Genomic DNA, 16,268 nt, shown 5'->3' with positions numbered 1-16,268 from the left:
ATGGACATGCCCACCCTCGGCCCCGCGCACGACGCGCTGAAGGCCTTCGCCGGCGACCGGACCGGCACCGAAGAGCTCGCCGCCTCGCCGTGGGCACCGGCCTCGACCGCGCGCGCCGACTGCGAATACCACTTGGCGCTCAACGGTTTCGCCCTGATCCAGCACTACCGCCAGCGCCGCGAGGACGGATCGGAGTTCCTGGGCCACAACGTCTTCACCGCCGACCCGGCCACCGGCGAAACGCTCTGGTACGGGTTCGACAGCTACGGCTTCCCGCCCGAGGCACCCGCCCGCGGCGGCTGGACCGGCGCGACACTGACCCTGGAGAAGCGCACCGCCCGCGGAGTGGCCCGGCACCGGCTCACTCCGGAGGGTGACACGTTGACTCACGAAATCGACGTCCGGATGGGCGAAGACCGCGAATTCAGCCCATTTCTGCGCGCCCGGTACACCCGGAAAAACGAGTAGGAGGAAACAGGCGACGCCCCTCCCCCCTGACCCGAGGACGTCACCTGTTTCCGGTCTCTGCCACCACATTCGCGAACCTGCCGACCCGGGCGGTCGCACGATGAGGTCAATTAAACAACAATTATGAGTTATTCGGTCTTGCCTTGTTCTGGGCTATGCAGCGAGTGTGTCCCCGATTCCGCCGGACGCCCAGGGAAAACGATTACTTTCACCCGAACGGCCCAGCGCGGAAGCCGCCCACCGGGACACCGCCGCCCCGGAATTGTCGGACCCCCGGAGTACAGATGAAGGCGTGCGCAGATCCGCCGAGACCCCGCCCCCCGACTCGCCCCCGCTGATCGGGGTCGAGAACCTGAAGATGCCCGAATGGGCGCGCGTCGACGAACGCGTGGCCACCGCGGGCTTCGGCCAGGCCGTGCGCGCGCTGCCCGCCGCGATCTCGGTCGTGCTGCGGCTGGCGTGGCGGACGTCGCCGCGGCTGACGCTGCTGGCCGCCGTCGTCCACGTCGTTTCGGGCTGCGTCACGGCGTTCGGGCTGCTCGCCACCGCGAACGTCTTCACCGCGCTGCTCGAACAGGGCCCGACGCCGGACCGGGTGCTGCAGTCGCTGCCCGCGATCGCCGTCGTCACCGGGTCGTACGCGGCGCGCGCGGTGCTCGACGCGGCCGTCGCCGCCGTCGAAGGCGCGCTCCGGCCGCGCGTCACGGCGGCGGCGGACGACGCGGTGACGGCGGCGGTCGTGCGCGTCGGGCTGATCGCGTTCGAGGACGCCGACTTCCGGGAGCTGGCGCGCCAAGGCGCCCGGTTCGGCGTCCGGGCCATCGAAACCAGCCTGCGCCGGCTGGCCGACCTGACGTCGTCGGCGATCTCGCTCGCGGCGGCGATGCTCACGGCCGGGCTGCTCAACCCCTGGCTGGCGCCGGTGCTGCTGCTCGCCGCGGCGGCCGACGGCTGGGCGGCCGCACGCGTCGCGAAGCTGAACTACCAGCACTTCATCGCCACGGTCGGGCGCAACATCCGCAAGTCGGTTGTCGAGGAGGTCGCCACCTGGCGCTCGATGGCCCTCGAACGGCACGCGCTGACGCTGCAGGAGCCGCTGCTCGGCGAGTACCGGCGCATCTCCCGCAGCCTGACGCGGGAGGAGGTCCGGCTGGCCCACCGCAGCAACCTGGTGCGCACCACCGGGCGGGCGGCGGCCGGCTTCGGCACAGCCGTCGCCTACCTCGTGCTCGGCTGGCTGCTCTACACCGGCGCGATGGAGCTGGCGCTGGCCGGCACGGCGGTCCTGGCGATGCGCACGGCCTCGACGGCGCTGTCCAACACCATGCGCGCGGTCAACTCGCTGTACGAGGACTCGTTCTACATCGGCTTCTACAACCAGCTGCTCGCGGAGTCGGGGAAGCGGCAACCACCACCGACGCCCCTGGTCGCCCCCGCCGACCCGGCCGAAATCCGGCTGGACGGCGTCACGTTCTCCTACCCAGGCCGGCAGAACCCGGCCCTGCGGGACATCTCCGTGACCATCCGGCGCGGCGAGGTGGTCGCGCTCGTGGGCGAGAACGGCTCGGGCAAGACCACGCTCGGCAAGCTGCTCACCGGGCTGTACCCGCCGGACGAGGGCACCGTCCGCTGGGACGACGTCGACCTCGCGCAGGCCGACCCGGCGTCGGTGCACGCGAACATCGCGGTGATCGCCCAGGAGCCCGCGGAGTGGCCGATGACCGCGGCGAACAACATCACGGTGGGCCGCCTCGGCCGCGCGGACCCGGATCGGCGGGCGTGGCGCGAAGCGGTGGACTACTCCGGCGCCGACGAGGTGATCGATTCCCTGCCCAGCAAGGAAAACACCGTGCTGTCGAAGAAGTTCGACGAAGGCCACGACCTGTCCGGCGGCCAGTGGCAGCGCATGGGCATCGCCCGCGGCATCTACCGCGACGCGTCGGTCCTGGTGGCCGACGAACCGACGGCGGCGCTCGACGCCCGCGCGGAGGCCCGGGTGTTCGCGGGGCTGCAGCACGCGAGCCGGTCGAGCCGCGGCCGCCGCACGACGGTCCTGGTGACGCACCGGCTGGCCAACATCCGCTCGGCGGACCGGATCCTGGTCCTGGAGAAGGGAAGGCTGATCGAGGAGGGCACGCACGAGGAACTGATCCGCGCGGGCGGGGTCTACCACGAGCTGTACGAGATCCAGGCCCGCGCGTACCGCAACGGCTCGGCGACGGTCCCGGAGCCCCGCGCCACCGGCACGCCGGAGGAGGTCACGTCCCCGACCGGAGCCGATTGACCACCCGGCAGGCACACTGGACGGCCGAGCCCCAGGAGGTCCGATGGCCGAGCGCGTCACGAAGGTCAACGGCGTCGAGCTGTGTCACGAGACGTTCGGCGACCCGGGCGGGCGTCCGCTTCTGCTCGTCATGGGCCTCGGTGCGCCGATGATCTGGTGGGACGACGAGTTCTGCGAAAGCTTGGCCGGGCAGGGCTTCCACGTCGTCCGGTTCGACAACCGGGACGCCGGGCGGTCGAGCCGGATGCGCGGGCGGGCCAACCTCGCGCAGGCGTACCTGCTGCACAACGCGCCGTACACGCTGGCGGACATGGCCGACGACGCCGCCGGGTTGCTGGACGCACTGGGCATCCCGGCCGCGCACGTCGCCGGGGCGTCGATGGGCGGGATGATCGCGCAGACCCTCGCCTTCCGGCACCCGGGGCGGGTGCGTTCGCTGACGTCGATCATGTCCAGCACCGGCGGCAAGCTGGTCGGCCGGCCGAGCACGCGCGCGATGTCGATGCTGCTCACCGCGCCGCCGCGCGACCGGGCGGGTTACGTCGAGCTGCTGGTGCGCACGTTCCGGCTGATCGGCTCCCCCGGCTACCCGTTCGACGAGGCGCGGATGCGGGAGCGGGCCGAGCGCACGTACGACCGCGGCGTGCACCCGGGCGGCACGCTGCGCCAGCTCGCGGCGATCATGGCCGAGCGCGACCGCGCGCCGCGGCTGCGGAAGGTGCGGGTGCCGGCCCTCGTGGTGCACGGCGCCCGCGACCCGCTGGTGCACGTCTCGGGCGGCCGCGCCACCGCGCGCGCCATCCCGGGCGCGGACCTCGACATCGTCCCCGGCATGGGCCACGACCTGCCCCGCGCGGTCTGGCCGCGGGTGATCACGGGCATCACCCGCATCGCCGACCGCGCGGACGCGGCGAACTGACGCACCCAGGCGGTCGGTTCGCGCACCCAGGCAGTCGGCTCACCGGCCGACCCTCCAGGCACGCGAACCGACCCTCCAGGCACGCGACCGACCCTCCAAGTACGCGAGCCGACCCTTCAGATACGCGAGCCGACCATGCGGAACCGGCGAACTCGCGTGATTGAGCGCGTCACTCGCGTGATTGAGCGCGCAACTCGTGTGATTTGGCGAGGTATCACGCCGAGAGCGTGATCGAGCCCAGGTGGGAGAAGTGGGCCGCGACGCGGGAGCCCCGGCGGAGCGGGACCGCGTCCGTCATGCCGCCGGTCAGGACCAGCCAGCCCGGCTCCAGGGCCAGGCCGCGTGCGCCCAGCGCGTTCGCCGCCAGGGCCAGTGCCTCCGCCGGGTGGCCCTGGACCGCCGCGCCGGTCGCCGTGTCGACGATCTGGCCGTCGACCTCCAGCAGCGCCGCCTCCAGCGACAGGTCCAGCTCGCGCGGAGGCAGCCCGACCGGACCCAAGCCGAAGTACGCCGACGAGCCGTTGTCCGCGACGGCGTCCGGGAGCGTGAAGCGGTAGTCCGCGTACCGGCTGTCGATGACCTCGATGCCGCCGTACACACGGTCGACGGCGGCCAGCGCCGTCGCCGCCGTGACGCCGGGGCCCGCCAGCCGGCGGCCCAGCACGAAGACCAGCTCCGGCTCGGCGCGCGGGTGGATCAGGGCGTCCTGCGGCACGGGCGTGCCCGCCGGCAGCACCATCGCGTCGGTGAGCCAGGCCAGCAGCGGCGAGTCGATGCCCATCCGCTGCTGCTTCGCCCGCGACGTCAGGCCCAGCTTCAGCCCGACGAGCGTCTCGCCGCGGGCCCGCCGCAGGCGCAGGGCCTCGTCCTGGATCGCGTACGCCGTGTCGATGTCCAGCCCCGGCCAGTCCTCGGAAAGCGGCGCGCGCTCCGAAACCGTCCCCAGCAGGGAAGCGGCTGCCTCTCGCACGTTCATGATTCCTCCGAAGGGGCGAACACCGCGGTGACGCTGCCGAGGCCGGCGATCGTGGCGACGATCGTGTCGCCCGGCGACACCGGGATCGCCCGGGTCATCGACCCCGGGAGCACGACGTGCCCCGGTTCGAGCGTGACGCCGAGCGGGCCGACCGTGTTCGCCAGCCACACCAGCGAATTCAGTGGCGAGCCGAGCACCGCGCCGCCCGCGCCGGTCGCCGCGACCGAGCCGTTCTGGTGCAGCACGCAGCCGGCGAGCCGCAGGTCGGCGTCGCGCAACGCCGTCGGCCTGCTGCCCAGCACCACGCCGCCGGACGACGCGTTGTCGGCGATCGTGTCGAACAGGGAGATCTTCCAGTCCTGGATCCGCGAGTCGACGATCTCCAGCGACGGCAGCACGAAGTCGACGGCCCGCACCGCGTCGGCGACCGTGACGCCGGGTCCGCGCAGCGCCGAGCCGAGCACGAACGCGATCTCCGGCTCGATCCGCGGCTGCAGGAACGCCGACGTCGGGATCGGCTGGTGCTCGAGGTGGAACATGCTGCCGGTGAGGTGGCCGTAGTCGGGCTGGTCGACGCCCATCTGCCGCTGCATCGCCGCGGAGGCGAGGCCGACCTTGTGCCCGCGGACGGCGTCGCCGCCTTCCACCCAGCGCCGCACCTGCTCCTGCTGGATCCGGTAGGCGTCTTCGGTGGTCGCCTCCGGGAAGGTCTTGATCAGCGGCTCGATCGGCTCGCGCGTGGCATAGGCCCGCCCCAGTACGGCGGCGGCCTCTTGCACCCTGCTGGCTTCCATGGGTTCCTTCCGACCCCCGGAACTCTGCCTCGCCGGCACCCCGCACACAAGGCCGCGTGTTCCACCCAGCGGAACTCTCGCCAGACAACCTCTTGCGCGCGAGATAAATGAGGCGTAGCGTTCCGGGTACCACCAGGAAGGGACGTGAGGGACATGGCACCCACCCAGGCCGAGGTCACCAAGCTCGCCGAAATCCGCGACGAGCTGCGCGAGCGCCACCTGCACCCGGCCGCCGACCGACCGGCGACGAACGGGCGCGGCATCCACCACACCGCGCTGATCTCCAGCGACGTCGAGCGGACCATCGGGTTCTACCAGGACCTCCTCGGCTTCCCGCTGACCGAACTGATCGAGAACCGCGACTACCCGGGTTCCAGTCACTTCTTCTTCGACGTCGGCAACGGCAACGCCGTCGCGTTCTTCGACCTGCCCGGCCTGGACCTCGGCCCGTACGCGGAGGTCCTCGGTGGACTGCACCACCTGGCCCTGTCCGTCGCACCCGAGCGGTGGAGCGCCATCAAGGACAAGCTCGACGAAGCCGGCGTCCAGTACCTGCTGGAAAGCCGGACGTCCATCTACCTGGCCGACCCCGACGGCGCGCGCATCGAACTGATCTCCGACCCGCTGGGCGAGATGTACGGCGAGAAGATCGGCTGAAACTCCTGTGCCGGGCGTCGTGCGCCGCATAGCCTGTGCGCGACGTCTGGAGGTCCGATGTCCGACTGGTCGCTCTCCCGCGCGAAGGCGCGGCTCGATCACCGCGAGCTGCTCGACGAACTCACCGCGCGCACGCGCTTCGAGGTGCGGCTGCACCTGAACGAGCCCGCGGCGAACGGCAGTTACGACGACCTGGCGAGCATCTTCGCGATCGGGCACGGCGAGTGCGCGGCGCTGCTGGCGCACCGGCGTCTGCTGCCGCTGTGGGAACGCCTCCTGCTCGCCCGGTACGCGCGGCGCCTGCACGGCAAGGCGATCACGCGCAGTGTCGGCGCGGTCCCGGTGGAAGCCGCGCCGCAGGCGGCCCGCGCCTTCGGGGCCGAGATCGCCGCACTCGCGCCTGCCTCCGGGGACACCGGCGCGAAGTACGACCTCCAGGGCCGCGGCCTGCTGACGGTGTTCCGCATCGCCGTCGGCGCACGCGGCGAAGCCTGGGAGGACCGCCACGAGGTGGCGACGACGTCCGCCCGCAACATCCTGACCTGCGCCGCCACCTTCGCCCGGCGCAAGCCGTGGCATGTGATCTGGCCCGTCTACCGCGTCCGTGGCCTGCGGCTCTGGAAGCTTTGACGCCCGCCGCGCGTTCCACCGGTATGAACGCAGAGGAGATCCTCGAGGGCGCGAAGACCATCGCCGTCGTCGGCCTGAGCCGGGACCCGGCCAAGGCCGCCCACGGCGTCCCGGCGGTGCTGCAGGCGCACGGTTTCCGGATCATCCCGGTGCACCCGACCGCGACCGAGCTGCTCGGCGAGAAGGTCTACCGGTCGCTCAAGGACATCCCGGAGCCGGTCGACCTCGTCGACGTCTTCCGGCCGTCCCCCGAGGCGCCGGGCATCGCCCGGGACGCGGTCGAGATCGGCGCCAAGGCGCTGTGGCTGCAGCAGGGCATCGTGTCGGCCGAAGCGCGCCGGATCGCCGAGGAGGGCGGCCTCGAGTACGTCGAGAACCGCTGCACCGCCGTGGTCCGCGCGACGGCCGCGATCTCGAAGAACTAGGCCGCCGGTCCGAAGTGGACGATGCGGTGGTGGACGGCGTCGGCGACCCAGACGCCGCCCGCGCCGTCGGTGGCGGTGTCCCGCGGTGAGCTGATCGCCTCGTCCGTGTCGGACAGGGCCGCGCCGGTGCGGGTGTCGAACCGCCTGACGCGGCCGTGCCCGCTGTCGTCGACCAGCAGCCGCCCGGCCGGGTCCAACGCGACCCCGCGCGGGTGGTCGAGGCCGCCGAATTCGCGCAGGAACCCGCCCCACCACGAGTACTGCACCACACGGTGGTTGCCGGTGTCGGCGACGTAGACGTGGCCCGCGGCGTCGACCGCCACGCCTTCCGGCGCCTTGAGCCGTCCGGCGAGGACGCGCACGAGATCGCCGTCGCGGGTGAACGCCTGCACGCGGTGGTTGCCGGTGTCGGCCACCCACACCCGCCCGCGGGCGTCGACGGCGATCCCGGACGGCGCGCGGAACTGGCCCGGTCCCGAGCCGGGCCCGCCGAAAGCGCGGGAGAGCTCTGCGACGTCGCTGGTGGTCACCCCGCCAGGATCACCGACCGCGGGCCGTGACGGCCAGTACCGAAAAGAGTGTTCAGCAGCTGTTCCGCCGTCGCTCACCAGCTCCAGCGGGAGCAGGCCCGCCGCTCCAGGAAGCTGTACGCGGGCAGGGGCCCGATCCAGTCGGCCTGCACGCCGTCACCGACGGCGAGCCCGGCGACGGCGTCCCGGACGACGAGCAGGTCGCCCATCCCGACCAGGAACGCCCACCGCTCGTCGGCGGACTCGCCCGCCGGCAGCGCCACGGAGTCGCGGGCCCGTTCGGCGACCTGCGAGAGCAGCCCGTCCGAGCGGGCCGAGCGCCACGGCGAGCCGGGTTCGGTGAACCGCAGGCAGACGTGCACCTCGGCCAGCCCGTCGAGCCGGTCGAGGTCGGCGCGGTACTCGTCGGCGGCGGGCGCGAGCACCTCGGCGCGGACGGCCTCCTCGTCCTCGGCCACGGTGCCGAACCGGACCGGCAGCACCGGACCGCCCTCGACGAGCGCGGACACCATCGCCAGGTGCACGGCCGGGTCCGGCTCGGGCTCGCCGACGACCATCGCGAGGTCCTCCCAGCACACCGTCCGCGGCGCCCGCGGGTGCCCGGCCCGGACGACGCCGTAGAGCTGCAGCGTCACGGCTGGTCGACCGGGACGGCCGGTTCGACCGGCACGGCCACCGCGGGGGTCGGCGGCGGGGGCGGGATGAGCCCGGTGGTCTGGCCCAGTCCCTGGGAGATCTGCCCGGGCGCCGTCGCCGCGTTCTGCAGCCGCTGCATCGCTTCGAGGTAGCGGATGTAGGTGTCGACGCTGGCGATGACGATCCGCGCCTCGATCGCCAGCAGCTCGATCCCGATCACCGACACCCGCACCGAGGCGTCGATCACGAGTCCCTTGTCCAGCAGGATGTCGAGCGTGTCGGCGAGGCCGCCACCGGTCTGTCCCGGTCTGGTCACTTAGATCCTTTCGTCGAGGGCCGCGCGGATTTCGGCGAACCGGAGCTCCAGCGCGATCAGCGCCTGGCCGAGGTCTTCGACCTGGGCGGGGGTCAGGGAGCCGGCGTCGAGGCGCCGGAGGGCTTGGCGTTCGAGCACTTCGCGGAGGATGTCGAGCACGGTGACGACCAGGTGGCCGAGCGAGCGTCCCGCGTCGGCGGGGATCCGGACGGGCTCGCTCATTCTTCGAGCCCGAGCAGCAACAGCCGCAGGTCGAGCCGCACCAGGTCGATGCCGGCCAGCGAGATGACCACGTCACCGGTCACGACGGCCCCGCGGTGCACGACCCGGTCGAGCAGCTCGGCGACGGCTTCGGCGGCGTCAGCCATCGACCGCCGCCCCGAGCTCGACGTCGGTGAACGAGTACGGCGGCCACGGCCCGGTCGTCTCCACCGTCGCGCCGGCCGTCCGCAGCTCGCGGGCGAACCACTCGACCTCGGCGTGGAACGCGGCCTCCCGCCCCGTTTCGACCAGGTAGGCGGTGTTCACCAGCACGCCGTGCGGCCGCGGGCGCCCGATGCGGTCGGCGACGTGCCGGCGCACCGCGTCCTCGAGCCGTCCGGCGGCGCCGACGACGTCCTCGCGGGCCTGCTGGATCGCCTTCAGCCGATCGCGGCGGCGGACGAGGTACTGCGTGCCGGTCAGGCCGGCGGCGTCCGGCCGGCTGGTCGCGGCGGGCTCGTCGTAGCGGACGCGGACACCCCACTCGCGGTGGCCGTCGACCTCGTCGAGGCAGTCGCGTGCCTGGTCGTAGGCGGCCTCGAGGAGCCGGAGCGCGGCGGCCTCGCCGTCGAGGACCGTGCCGAACCGCAGCGGCAGCACGGGCTCGTGGCGGAACACCGCGCGCACCACCGCGTCGTGCTCGCGGGCCAGCTCGGCGAGCTCGCCGTCGACCGGGTCCAGCGTGTCGAGGCGGTCGAAGCGCGTCGGCGTCACCTCGGCGACGACCACGCCGAGGTCGCGGTAGCCGATGAGCCGCGGCGCCGGGCCGAGGTCCCAAGTGGACGGACTGTTGCGGGTGATCGCGTACGCGCACAGCCAGTTGCGGGTGCTCACCGCGGTTCTTCCCTCCCGCCCGGCACGGGCAGCCGAGCTTCCAATTCGGCGACGCGCGCCGCCAGTCCGGCTTTCTCCACTTCGCCGCGCGCGGCATTCGGCGCGAAGAACGGATCGTTCGTCCACCAGTCCATGCCCATTTCACGGGCGGTCTGGGCCGATGCGATGAACAGCCGGATCCGCAGGGTCAGCAATTCGACGTCGACGACGCTGACGCCGATGTCGCCGGCTATCACGACACCCTTGTCGAGCACGCGTTCCAGAATGTCCGCCAAAGAATCGGACGAAGCGGCCAATCGTGTCACCTGTCCTTCAGGAATCGGTGGCGCCCCGCGTGAACCGCCGCAGGCGTTCGCACGCGCCGAGTTCGCCGGCACCGTCGATGTCCACCCGGTAGGTGGCCATCACACTGGTGGAGTCCGGGATCCGGGCCAGCTCGACGACGTCGACGAGCACGGACCAGCCGCCGTCGGCGCGGGTCCTGACCCCGGTCACGGCGTGCGGGGACAGCCCGGTCACGACGCCGAACTGGGTCTTCGCCGCCAGAATGGCGTCGGCGGCGCGAAGCCGGGAAACGGATTTCCCGGGGGCGTCCGGGGTATTGTTGTTTTGGGCGAGGAGCGGCTTCTGCGATTCTGTCATCGCTTTCCTGGTCTGGGGTGGGTGCCCACCGTAGCAACGGGCACAACCGCCCGCAGCGCCGCCGAGGTACGGTATTTTTCACCGGTTCGCGGGAACGACTGGGCGATCTGCGGCAACCGGCGGCGGCAAACGGCGCAACGGCGGGACGCCCAGCGGAACCAATTTCCGGATTCCGCCCAGAAGATCACGATCGAGTAACGTCCACCAGCCGGTACCCGACGCCCCGGACCGTCTCGATGGTGCGGGTGCCGAACGGCACGTCGATCTTGCGCCGCAGGTAGCCGATGTACACCTCGACGACGTTCTCGTCGCCGTCGTAGTGCGCGTCCCAGACGTGGTTCAGGATCTCGTTCTTCGTCAGCGCGGTGCCGGGGCGCCGCAGCAGGAACTCCAGGAGCCCGAACTCCCTGGCGGTGAGCTCGATCCGCTGTTGTCCTCTGTGGACTGTTCGCGCCGACGGGTCGAGCCGCAGGTCGCCCGCCTCCAGCACGGCCGGGCGGGCGGGGGCGCCGCGCCGCAGCAGCGCCCGCAGCCGGGCGATGAGGACGACGAAGGAGAACGGCTTCGACAGGTAGTCGTCGGCGCCCAGGTCGAACGCGTCGGCTTCGTCGTATTCGCCGTCCTTCGCGGTGAGCATGAGCACCGGCGTCCAGTTCTCCGCCGCCCGCAGGCGTTTGAGCACCTCGTAGCCGGACAGCTCGGGCAGCATGATGTCGAGCACGACGACGTCGTACTCGTGCTCGACCGCGCGCCACAGCCCGTCCTTGCCGGTGTGCGCGACGTCGACGGTGAACCCCTCGGCGACCAGGCCGCGCCGCAGCGTCTCCGCGAACTCGCGCTCGTCCTCCACGATCAGCAGGCGCACTACTCCTCCTTCGGCAGGTCGATCACCGGCAGCTCGAGCACGAACCGCGCGCCCGGTTCGTCGGACGCGGCGTAGCGCGCCCGGCCGCCGTGGCGCGCCGCGATGCCGGCCACGATCGGCAGGCCCAGCCCGGTGCCGCCGTGCCCGCGCTGGCGCGACGCGTCGAGCCGGACGAACCGTTCGAAGATCCGGTCGCGGTCGGCCTCCCCGACGCCGGGGCCGTCGTCGCTCACCTCGACGACGGCGAGGTCGCCGCGCACCGCGCTGCTGACGCGGATGCGCGACCGCGCGTGCCCGCGGGCGTTGTCGACGAGGTTGCGCACCGCCCGCCGCAGCTGGGCCTCGCTGCCGCGCACCTTCGCCGGTCCGGCGCGGACCTCGACGTCCAGCGCGCATTCGCCGCGGACCCGCTCGGCTTCGGCGCGGACGATGTCGTCGAGGTCGACCTCGGTGCGCGACGGCCGGTCGGTGGTGTCGTCGGTGCGGGCCAGCATGAGCAGGTCGTCGACGAGCTCGCGCAGCCGCGCGGTCTCCCTGGCGATCACGGGCACCAGGTCCTCGGCGCTTTCCGGGTGCCGCCCGGAGACGTCGAGCGCGGTGCTGATCGTCGACAGCGGCGAGCGGAGTTCGTGGCTGGCGTCCGCGACGAACCGCCGTTGCGCCGCCTGGGCGGACGCGAGCCGGCCCAGCATCTCGTTGAGCGTCACGGCCAGGCGGTGCACCTCGTCGCCGCCCGGCGGCAGCGGCACGCGCGCGGCGAGGTCGTGCGTCGAGATCTCGGCGACGGTCCGGCGCATCCGCTCCACCGGGCGCAGCGCCGAGCCGACCGCGCGGTAGACCGCGAGCCCCGAGATCGCCAGCAGCGGGATGGCGATCAGGCCGAGCAGCAGCGTCAGCCGCGTCGACGCTTCCGTCACCGGCTCCAGCGAGCGCGCGGAGATCACCGTGTACGGCCCGCCCGGCCCGTTGACCTGCTGCGACACGACGCGGTAGTCGTCGCTGTCGCCGTTGAGCCCGAGCGGGAGGGTCTCGATGGTCTCGTGCCCGACGGCCGGGCGGGCGGTGGTCAGCGGTGGGTGCCCGGCGATCGCCGGGTCGCTCGCGATCGGCCGGCCGCGCGCGTCGAGCACCTGGGTGACGGCTTCGGTGTCGCCGGTGCTCGCGACGTCGCTCGCGCTGAGGTCGCGCGCGCCTTCGCGGACGAGCTGGATGGCGACCTGGCGGCCGGTGCTGCGGGCACTCTCGGTGACGCTGCGGTCGAGCGACTCCTCGAGCAGCAGCACCACGACCACGCCCGCGGCGGCGATGGCCAGCGCGAGCGCGAACACCGCCACCGCGGTCGTGCGCATCCGGACGCCGGTCGCGGCGAGCACCCTGCCCAGTTTCACCAACGCAGCGTAACCACGAGCCGCCGGCATCACGACGTCCGGCGGCGGCGCGTGGTGGTGAGCCGCTCGCCGCGCAGGCGGTCGACCTCGGGGACGGCGAGCGGCGGCAGCGGGAACCCCACCGTCCAGGCCAGGATCCGGTCGGCCAGCGCGGGGTTGCGGGCGAGCGCCGGACCGTGCAAGTAGGTGCCGATGATGTGGTCGGTCACCGCGCCTTCGGTCCCGTCGCCGTTGCCGGTGCCGCGCACCACCCGCCCGAGCGGCTCGCTGCCGGTGCCGAGTTTGCTGACGCCGAGGTGGTTCTCGAAGCCGGTCAGGGGTTCCCCGTCGAGCAGGCCGGTCGCGACCAGCTCGGCGACCGCCCGCCGGTCACCGGGTTCGGTGGTGACGTCGAGCAGGCCGAGACCGTCGTGGTCGACGCCGTCGAGGCCGCGGAAACGCGTGCCGAGCACCTGCAGGCCGGCGCAGACGCCGAACACCACCGCCTGGGGCGTCAGGGCCCGCCGGTACTTCCGCAGGTGCGCGGCCGCCAAGGCCTGGGCGCCGTCCTCGCCACCGCCGAGCAGGTAGAGGTCCAAAGTGGACGGCACCGCGTCGCCGAGCCCGACCGGCACCACCTCGGCGTCGAACCCGCGCCACTGCAGCCGCTTGGCCAGCACCTGCGCGTTGCCGGTGTCGCCGTAGGTGCCGAGGACCTCCGGCAGCAGAAGTCCGATGTGGACGATCGAGTCAGCCACCCGGCAGCCTGCCCACCAGGTCGCGGAACGCGGTGTAGTTGGCGACCAGCTCGACACCGCCGGGCGGCAGGGCGTCGATCGCGGCGACCGGGTCCGGCTCGGCCCAGTGCGCGACTTCGGCGTAGCAGAGCCTGACGGCGAGATCGGCGCCGCGCTCGCCGGTGACGACGACCTGGCGCCCGCGCAGCCGTTCGAAGTGGACGTCCCAGAGCCAGGACAGGTCGCGGCCGTCGGCCTCCTGGGCGTTGACCGCGACGACGACCGGGGTGTCCTCGTCCAGCACGCGCAGCGTTTCCACCCAGCCGGCCGGGTTCTTGGCCAGCATCAGCCGCACGGAATGGCGCGAGCGGCGGATCGTGCGGTAGCGGCCACCGATGTCGGTGATGGTCCGCAGCCGCGCGGCGGCGGTGTGCGGCGGCACGCCGAGCCGGTGCGCGGCGGCGAGCGCGAGTGCGGCGTTCGCGCGGTTCGCGTCACCGGGCAGCCGCAGGTCCAGGTCGACCTGACGGCCACCGGGCGTGCGAACAAGGTCCCCGTCGAGCGTCCAACCGGGCTCGGGCCGGGCGAGCCCGCACTCGCAGCGCCAGTGTTTGCCCTGGGTTTGGACGCGGCCTTCGCAGCGCGGGCAGGCGGTCGAGTCGCCGGCCCAGCGCCGCCCGGCACTGACCCAGACCGGCTTCTCGGCAGCACTCGCGGCGGAGGTGACGAGCACGTCGTCGCAGTTGGCAACGACGACGGTGTCCGGGTGCGCGGCGATCGCCTTGCGGAGTTCGCGTTCCGTCGCGCGCACCTCCCCGACGCGGTCGAGCTGGTCACGGCTGAGGTTGAGCAGCACGAGCACCGCGGGCCGCAGCTGCCCGGCCACGAACGGGACGTAAGTTTCATCGACTTCGAGCACCGCGTAGGGCGCCTCGGGCCGGGCGGTCAGCGCGGCGAGGACCCCGTCGGGCATGTTGGCGCCATCGCTGTTGGCAGCGACCTCGGCAAGCGCTTCCAGGGCACGGGTGAGCATGAGCGACGTCGTGGTCTTGCCGTTGGTCCCGGTGACGAGGACAACGGTCCGTTCCCGCCCGAGACGGCTGAGGGCCCGGGGATCGAGCGCGAGGGCGACGCGGCCGCCGATCATGCCACCACGGCCGAGCCCGGAGCTGCGGGAGAGCCAGGCGGTCACCCGCCCGGCGGCTACCGAGGCGCGAGTGCGGAGAGGGCTGTGGGCGGTCACGGCGCAGACGGTGCCTGGTGGGCGCTGTGAGTTTCCTGAGTCCGTGACTGGGGTCTCGCGGGGATGGGCGGTTTGGGCGGCTTGGTCGTTTGGTGACCCTCTGCCGGCTGGGCTTCTCGAGTCGTTCAGGCCGCCCGGCTCGCGCCAAGCCCTGCGGCCGCGATCTGCGTACCGGTGCGGCCGCCACGCGTACCCAGCCGGACGGCTCGCGTACCTAGGCGGACAACTCGCGTACCCAGCCGGACGACACAACCGAGGCCGATCGGTACGGGGAGAACAGCGCGGACACCACGAGGGCGGCGTAAAGCGGCCGTACGCGGTGACGTTCTCCTTGACCTCGCAGAGCCGTACGGGACGGGACCGCAGCCCCCGCGACAAGCAGCCCCCGCGACAAGCAGCCCCCGCGACAAGCAGCCCCCGCGACAAGCAGCCCCCGCGACAAGCAGCCCCCGCGACAAGCAGCCCCCGCGACAAGCACCCCCCGCGACAAGCAGCCCCCGCCCTCTCCGGGGGTCCGGCCCCGCACCCAGTCTATCGGCACCCCCCGTCCAAAGGACGGAAAAGGCCGCCGCGAGGCCGGTTTGTCCACATCGCCGCGCCTGTGTGGACAACCGGGCCAAATCCGCCGACCCATTCACGGATATGAACACCACGCTCGTCGAACTTGTCGAACGTGGCTGATCAAGACCGCGCAACCGCCATAGGTAGGAAACTTAACCATCGGAGGTTGTACCAATTAGCATCCACAACTACTCGCATTGTTCCGACTTATTCCAAGATCTTCCGCAGATACATCGGAGGTGTTACCGTCCAACCCCAACCAGCGGAAAGGCGTACCGCTGAGCGGGAAACCGGGACGTCCAACGGAGGGCAACGTGGGGCCGGAGCGCGGACTGGAACAGAGCGGGACTCTCGAACGTGGGCTCGCGGTGCTTGAGCACGTGGGTCGGCACCAGGAGATTTCCACCAATGCGATCGCGCGGCAACTGGGGCTTTCCCGCAGCGCCGCCTACCGCATCGTCGGCACCCTGAAGAACCTCGAGTACCTCGAAGCCGACCAGGTCACCGGGCGGGTCAGGCTCGGCACTCGACTGGTCGAGCTCGGGGCGCGGGCGATGGCGGCGACCGATCTGCACCGGTGCGCGCCGCGGTATCTCGCGTCGCTCGCCGAACGCTCGGGGGAAACCACCTACCTCGCCGTGCCGGACAACGACACCATGGTCTACGTCGCCACCGAACGCAGCGCCAGCGCCGTCACCCTCGCCTGCCGGCTCGGCACGCGGCGGCCGCAGCACGCCACCTCGCTCGGGAAGGCCTGGCTCGCCGCGCTGCCGGAGGCCGACCGCGCCGAGCGCGTCCGGCGGATGAAGCTGGATCCCTTGACCCTCAAGACGATCAGCGATCCGCACCGGCTGCTCGACGAGCTCGCGAAGACCAGCCGCCGCGGCTGGGCGATCGACGAGGTCGAGAACGAGCCGGACGTCGGGTGCGTCGCCGCCGCCGTCCGGGACCACTCGGGACGGCCGATCGCCGCCATCAGCATCGCCGGGCCGGCGCCGCGGGTGCTGCGCCGCCTCGACGAGCTCGGGGCCTCCGTGGCCGGCACCGCCGCCGCGCTCTCCCTGCGGCTCGGGTACGTCCGGGGCCGCCCCGCCTGAGCACGCCTCCCCGAACCAACCCGGCA

General features: G+C 72.4%; 21 protein-coding genes. 7 read left to right on the top strand and 14 right to left on the bottom strand.

The genetic code is table 11. The features are described 5' to 3' along the window. The 3 genes from ACH54P_RS33200 to ACH54P_RS33190 all read left to right on the top strand — a co-directional run bounded on the left by ACH54P_RS33200 (nucleotide 1) and on the right by ACH54P_RS33190 (nucleotide 3,671). Nucleotides 1-468, top strand: a complete 468-nt coding sequence (locus ACH54P_RS33200; RefSeq protein ID WP_489907248.1) for a DUF1579 domain-containing protein — start codon at nucleotides 1-3, stop codon at nucleotides 466-468. Between the two features lie 358 nt (nucleotides 469-826). After that, nucleotides 827-2,752: an ABC transporter ATP-binding protein gene (locus tag ACH54P_RS33195; RefSeq protein ID WP_489916772.1), complete on the top strand. Its 1,926-nt coding sequence runs from the start codon at nucleotides 827-829 to the stop codon at nucleotides 2,750-2,752. A 43-nt stretch (nucleotides 2,753-2,795) separates the two neighbouring features. Beyond that, on the top strand, nucleotides 2,796-3,671 hold the full coding sequence (locus tag ACH54P_RS33190) for an alpha/beta fold hydrolase (protein ID WP_489907247.1): 876 nt from the start codon (nucleotides 2,796-2,798) through the stop codon (nucleotides 3,669-3,671). 214 nt (nucleotides 3,672-3,885) lie between these two features. Here the strand turns inward: ACH54P_RS33190 and ACH54P_RS33185 are convergent, their stop codons facing one another. Both ACH54P_RS33185 and ACH54P_RS33180 read right to left on the bottom strand, forming a co-directional pair. Further along, nucleotides 3,886-4,647 carry a 2-keto-4-pentenoate hydratase gene (locus ACH54P_RS33185; RefSeq protein ID WP_489907246.1) on the bottom strand — a complete coding sequence of 254 codons (762 nt, stop codon included), beginning with the start codon at nucleotides 4,645-4,647 and terminating at the stop codon, nucleotides 3,886-3,888. Then, entirely contained in the window at nucleotides 4,644-5,441 is a 798-nt protein-coding gene (locus ACH54P_RS33180) for a 2-keto-4-pentenoate hydratase (protein WP_489907245.1), read from the bottom strand. The genes ACH54P_RS33185 and ACH54P_RS33180 overlap by 4 nt, the downstream gene beginning before the upstream one ends. 153 nt (nucleotides 5,442-5,594) lie before the next feature. Here ACH54P_RS33180 and ACH54P_RS33175 point away from each other — a divergent pair, with 153 nt between their 5' ends. The 3 genes from ACH54P_RS33175 to ACH54P_RS33165 are packed head-to-tail and all read left to right on the top strand — an operon-like array spanning nucleotide 5,595 to nucleotide 7,153. Next, nucleotides 5,595-6,098, top strand: a complete 504-nt coding sequence (locus ACH54P_RS33175; RefSeq protein ID WP_489907244.1) for a VOC family protein — start codon at nucleotides 5,595-5,597, stop codon at nucleotides 6,096-6,098. A 57-nt stretch (nucleotides 6,099-6,155) separates the two neighbouring features. Beyond that, the gene (locus ACH54P_RS33170) at nucleotides 6,156-6,728 is read left to right on the top strand and encodes a hypothetical protein (RefSeq protein WP_489907243.1); all 573 of its coding nucleotides are present in this window, start codon (nucleotides 6,156-6,158) and stop codon (nucleotides 6,726-6,728) included. Between the two features lie 23 nt (nucleotides 6,729-6,751). Next, nucleotides 6,752-7,153 carry a CoA-binding protein gene (locus ACH54P_RS33165; RefSeq protein WP_489907242.1) on the top strand — a complete coding sequence of 134 codons (402 nt, stop codon included), beginning with the start codon at nucleotides 6,752-6,754 and terminating at the stop codon, nucleotides 7,151-7,153. Here the strand turns inward: ACH54P_RS33165 and ACH54P_RS33160 are convergent. The 12 genes from ACH54P_RS33160 to ACH54P_RS33105 all read right to left on the bottom strand — a co-directional run bounded on the left by ACH54P_RS33160 (nucleotide 7,150) and on the right by ACH54P_RS33105 (nucleotide 14,488). Further along, nucleotides 7,150-7,683: an NHL repeat-containing protein gene (locus ACH54P_RS33160; protein WP_489907241.1), complete on the bottom strand. Its 534-nt coding sequence runs from the start codon at nucleotides 7,681-7,683 to the stop codon at nucleotides 7,150-7,152. The genes ACH54P_RS33165 and ACH54P_RS33160 overlap by 4 nt on opposite strands. A 74-nt stretch (nucleotides 7,684-7,757) precedes the next feature. Then, the gene (locus tag ACH54P_RS33155) at nucleotides 7,758-8,318 is read right to left on the bottom strand and encodes a GvpL/GvpF family gas vesicle protein (protein WP_489907240.1); all 561 of its coding nucleotides are present in this window, start codon (nucleotides 8,316-8,318) and stop codon (nucleotides 7,758-7,760) included. Beyond that, a complete protein-coding gene (gvpJ, locus tag ACH54P_RS33150) occupies nucleotides 8,315-8,635 on the bottom strand; it encodes a gas vesicle protein GvpJ (RefSeq protein ID WP_489907239.1) in 321 nt (106 codons plus the stop codon). The genes ACH54P_RS33155 and gvpJ (ACH54P_RS33150) overlap by 4 nt, the downstream gene beginning before the upstream one ends. Further along, nucleotides 8,636-8,857 (bottom strand): gas vesicle protein K, encoded by a 222-nt coding sequence (locus ACH54P_RS33145; protein WP_489907238.1) that lies wholly within the window; start codon nucleotides 8,855-8,857, stop codon nucleotides 8,636-8,638. After that, nucleotides 8,854-9,003, bottom strand: coding sequence for a gas vesicle protein GvpJ (gene gvpJ, locus ACH54P_RS33140; protein ID WP_489907237.1), 150 nt, complete (start codon nucleotides 9,001-9,003; stop codon nucleotides 8,854-8,856). The genes ACH54P_RS33145 and gvpJ (ACH54P_RS33140) overlap by 4 nt, the downstream gene beginning before the upstream one ends. Continuing rightward, complete coding sequence (locus tag ACH54P_RS33135; protein WP_489907236.1) at nucleotides 8,996-9,730, bottom strand: GvpL/GvpF family gas vesicle protein; 735 nt, start codon at nucleotides 9,728-9,730, stop codon at nucleotides 8,996-8,998. Before ACH54P_RS33135 ends, gvpJ (ACH54P_RS33140) begins: the two co-directional genes overlap by 8 nt. Next, the gene (locus ACH54P_RS33130) at nucleotides 9,727-10,035 is read right to left on the bottom strand and encodes a gas vesicle protein (protein WP_489907235.1); all 309 of its coding nucleotides are present in this window, start codon (nucleotides 10,033-10,035) and stop codon (nucleotides 9,727-9,729) included. Before ACH54P_RS33130 ends, ACH54P_RS33135 begins: the two co-directional genes overlap by 4 nt. A 7-nt stretch (nucleotides 10,036-10,042) precedes the next feature. Further along, nucleotides 10,043-10,372: a gas vesicle protein GvpO gene (locus ACH54P_RS33125; RefSeq protein ID WP_489907234.1), complete on the bottom strand. Its 330-nt coding sequence runs from the start codon at nucleotides 10,370-10,372 to the stop codon at nucleotides 10,043-10,045. A 184-nt stretch (nucleotides 10,373-10,556) separates the two neighbouring features. Then, nucleotides 10,557-11,237, bottom strand: a complete 681-nt coding sequence (locus ACH54P_RS33120; RefSeq protein WP_489907233.1) for a response regulator transcription factor — start codon at nucleotides 11,235-11,237, stop codon at nucleotides 10,557-10,559. Continuing rightward, nucleotides 11,237-12,625 carry a sensor histidine kinase gene (locus tag ACH54P_RS33115; protein WP_489907232.1) on the bottom strand — a complete coding sequence of 463 codons (1,389 nt, stop codon included), beginning with the start codon at nucleotides 12,623-12,625 and terminating at the stop codon, nucleotides 11,237-11,239. Before ACH54P_RS33115 ends, ACH54P_RS33120 begins: the two co-directional genes overlap by 1 nt. 29 nt (nucleotides 12,626-12,654) lie before the next feature. Further along, nucleotides 12,655-13,362 (bottom strand): type 1 glutamine amidotransferase, encoded by a 708-nt coding sequence (locus tag ACH54P_RS33110; protein WP_489907231.1) that lies wholly within the window; start codon nucleotides 13,360-13,362, stop codon nucleotides 12,655-12,657. Next, on the bottom strand, nucleotides 13,355-14,488 hold the full coding sequence (locus tag ACH54P_RS33105; protein ID WP_489916770.1) for a Mur ligase family protein: 1,134 nt from the start codon (nucleotides 14,486-14,488) through the stop codon (nucleotides 13,355-13,357). Before ACH54P_RS33105 ends, ACH54P_RS33110 begins: the two co-directional genes overlap by 8 nt. A gap of 971 nt (nucleotides 14,489-15,459) precedes the next feature. Here ACH54P_RS33105 and ACH54P_RS33100 point away from each other — a divergent pair. Then, a complete protein-coding gene (locus tag ACH54P_RS33100; protein ID WP_093953488.1) occupies nucleotides 15,460-16,242 on the top strand; it encodes an IclR family transcriptional regulator in 783 nt (260 codons plus the stop codon). The last annotated feature ends 26 nt before the right edge of the window (nucleotides 16,243-16,268 follow it).

The organism is Amycolatopsis sp. N2S4-7 (genome assembly GCF_058119595.1).
The sequence above is the reverse complement of the archived record's forward strand: the minus strand, read 5'-3'. Positions and strand labels throughout refer to the sequence as shown.

Bases quoted from the DNA above. Each gene is read 5' to 3' on its own strand.
- ACH54P_RS33125 (WP_489907234.1), bottom strand. From the start codon at position 10,372: ATGACAGAATCGCAGAAGCCGCTCCTCGCCCAAAACAACAATACCCCG.
- ACH54P_RS33170 (WP_489907243.1), top strand. From the start codon at position 6,156: ATGTCCGACTGGTCGCTCTCCCGCGCGAAGGCGCGGCTCGATCACCGC.
- ACH54P_RS33185 (WP_489907246.1), bottom strand. From the start codon at position 4,647: ATGAACGTGCGAGAGGCAGCCGCTTCCCTGCTGGGGACGGTTTCGGAG.
- ACH54P_RS33105 (WP_489916770.1), bottom strand. From the start codon at position 14,488: ATGATCGGCGGCCGCGTCGCCCTCGCGCTCGATCCCCGGGCCCTCAGC.
- ACH54P_RS33180 (WP_489907245.1), bottom strand. From the start codon at position 5,441: ATGGAAGCCAGCAGGGTGCAAGAGGCCGCCGCCGTACTGGGGCGGGCC.
- ACH54P_RS33200 (WP_489907248.1), top strand. From the start codon at position 1: ATGGACATGCCCACCCTCGGCCCCGCGCACGACGCGCTGAAGGCCTTC.
- ACH54P_RS33175 (WP_489907244.1), top strand. From the start codon at position 5,595: ATGGCACCCACCCAGGCCGAGGTCACCAAGCTCGCCGAAATCCGCGAC.
- ACH54P_RS33165 (WP_489907242.1), top strand. From the start codon at position 6,752: ATGAACGCAGAGGAGATCCTCGAGGGCGCGAAGACCATCGCCGTCGTC.
- ACH54P_RS33145 (WP_489907238.1), bottom strand. From the start codon at position 8,857: ATGAGCGAGCCCGTCCGGATCCCCGCCGACGCGGGACGCTCGCTCGGC.
- ACH54P_RS33195 (WP_489916772.1), top strand. From the start codon at position 827: ATGCCCGAATGGGCGCGCGTCGACGAACGCGTGGCCACCGCGGGCTTC.
- ACH54P_RS33190 (WP_489907247.1), top strand. From the start codon at position 2,796: ATGGCCGAGCGCGTCACGAAGGTCAACGGCGTCGAGCTGTGTCACGAG.
- gvpJ (WP_489907237.1), bottom strand. From the start codon at position 9,003: ATGGCTGACGCCGCCGAAGCCGTCGCCGAGCTGCTCGACCGGGTCGTG.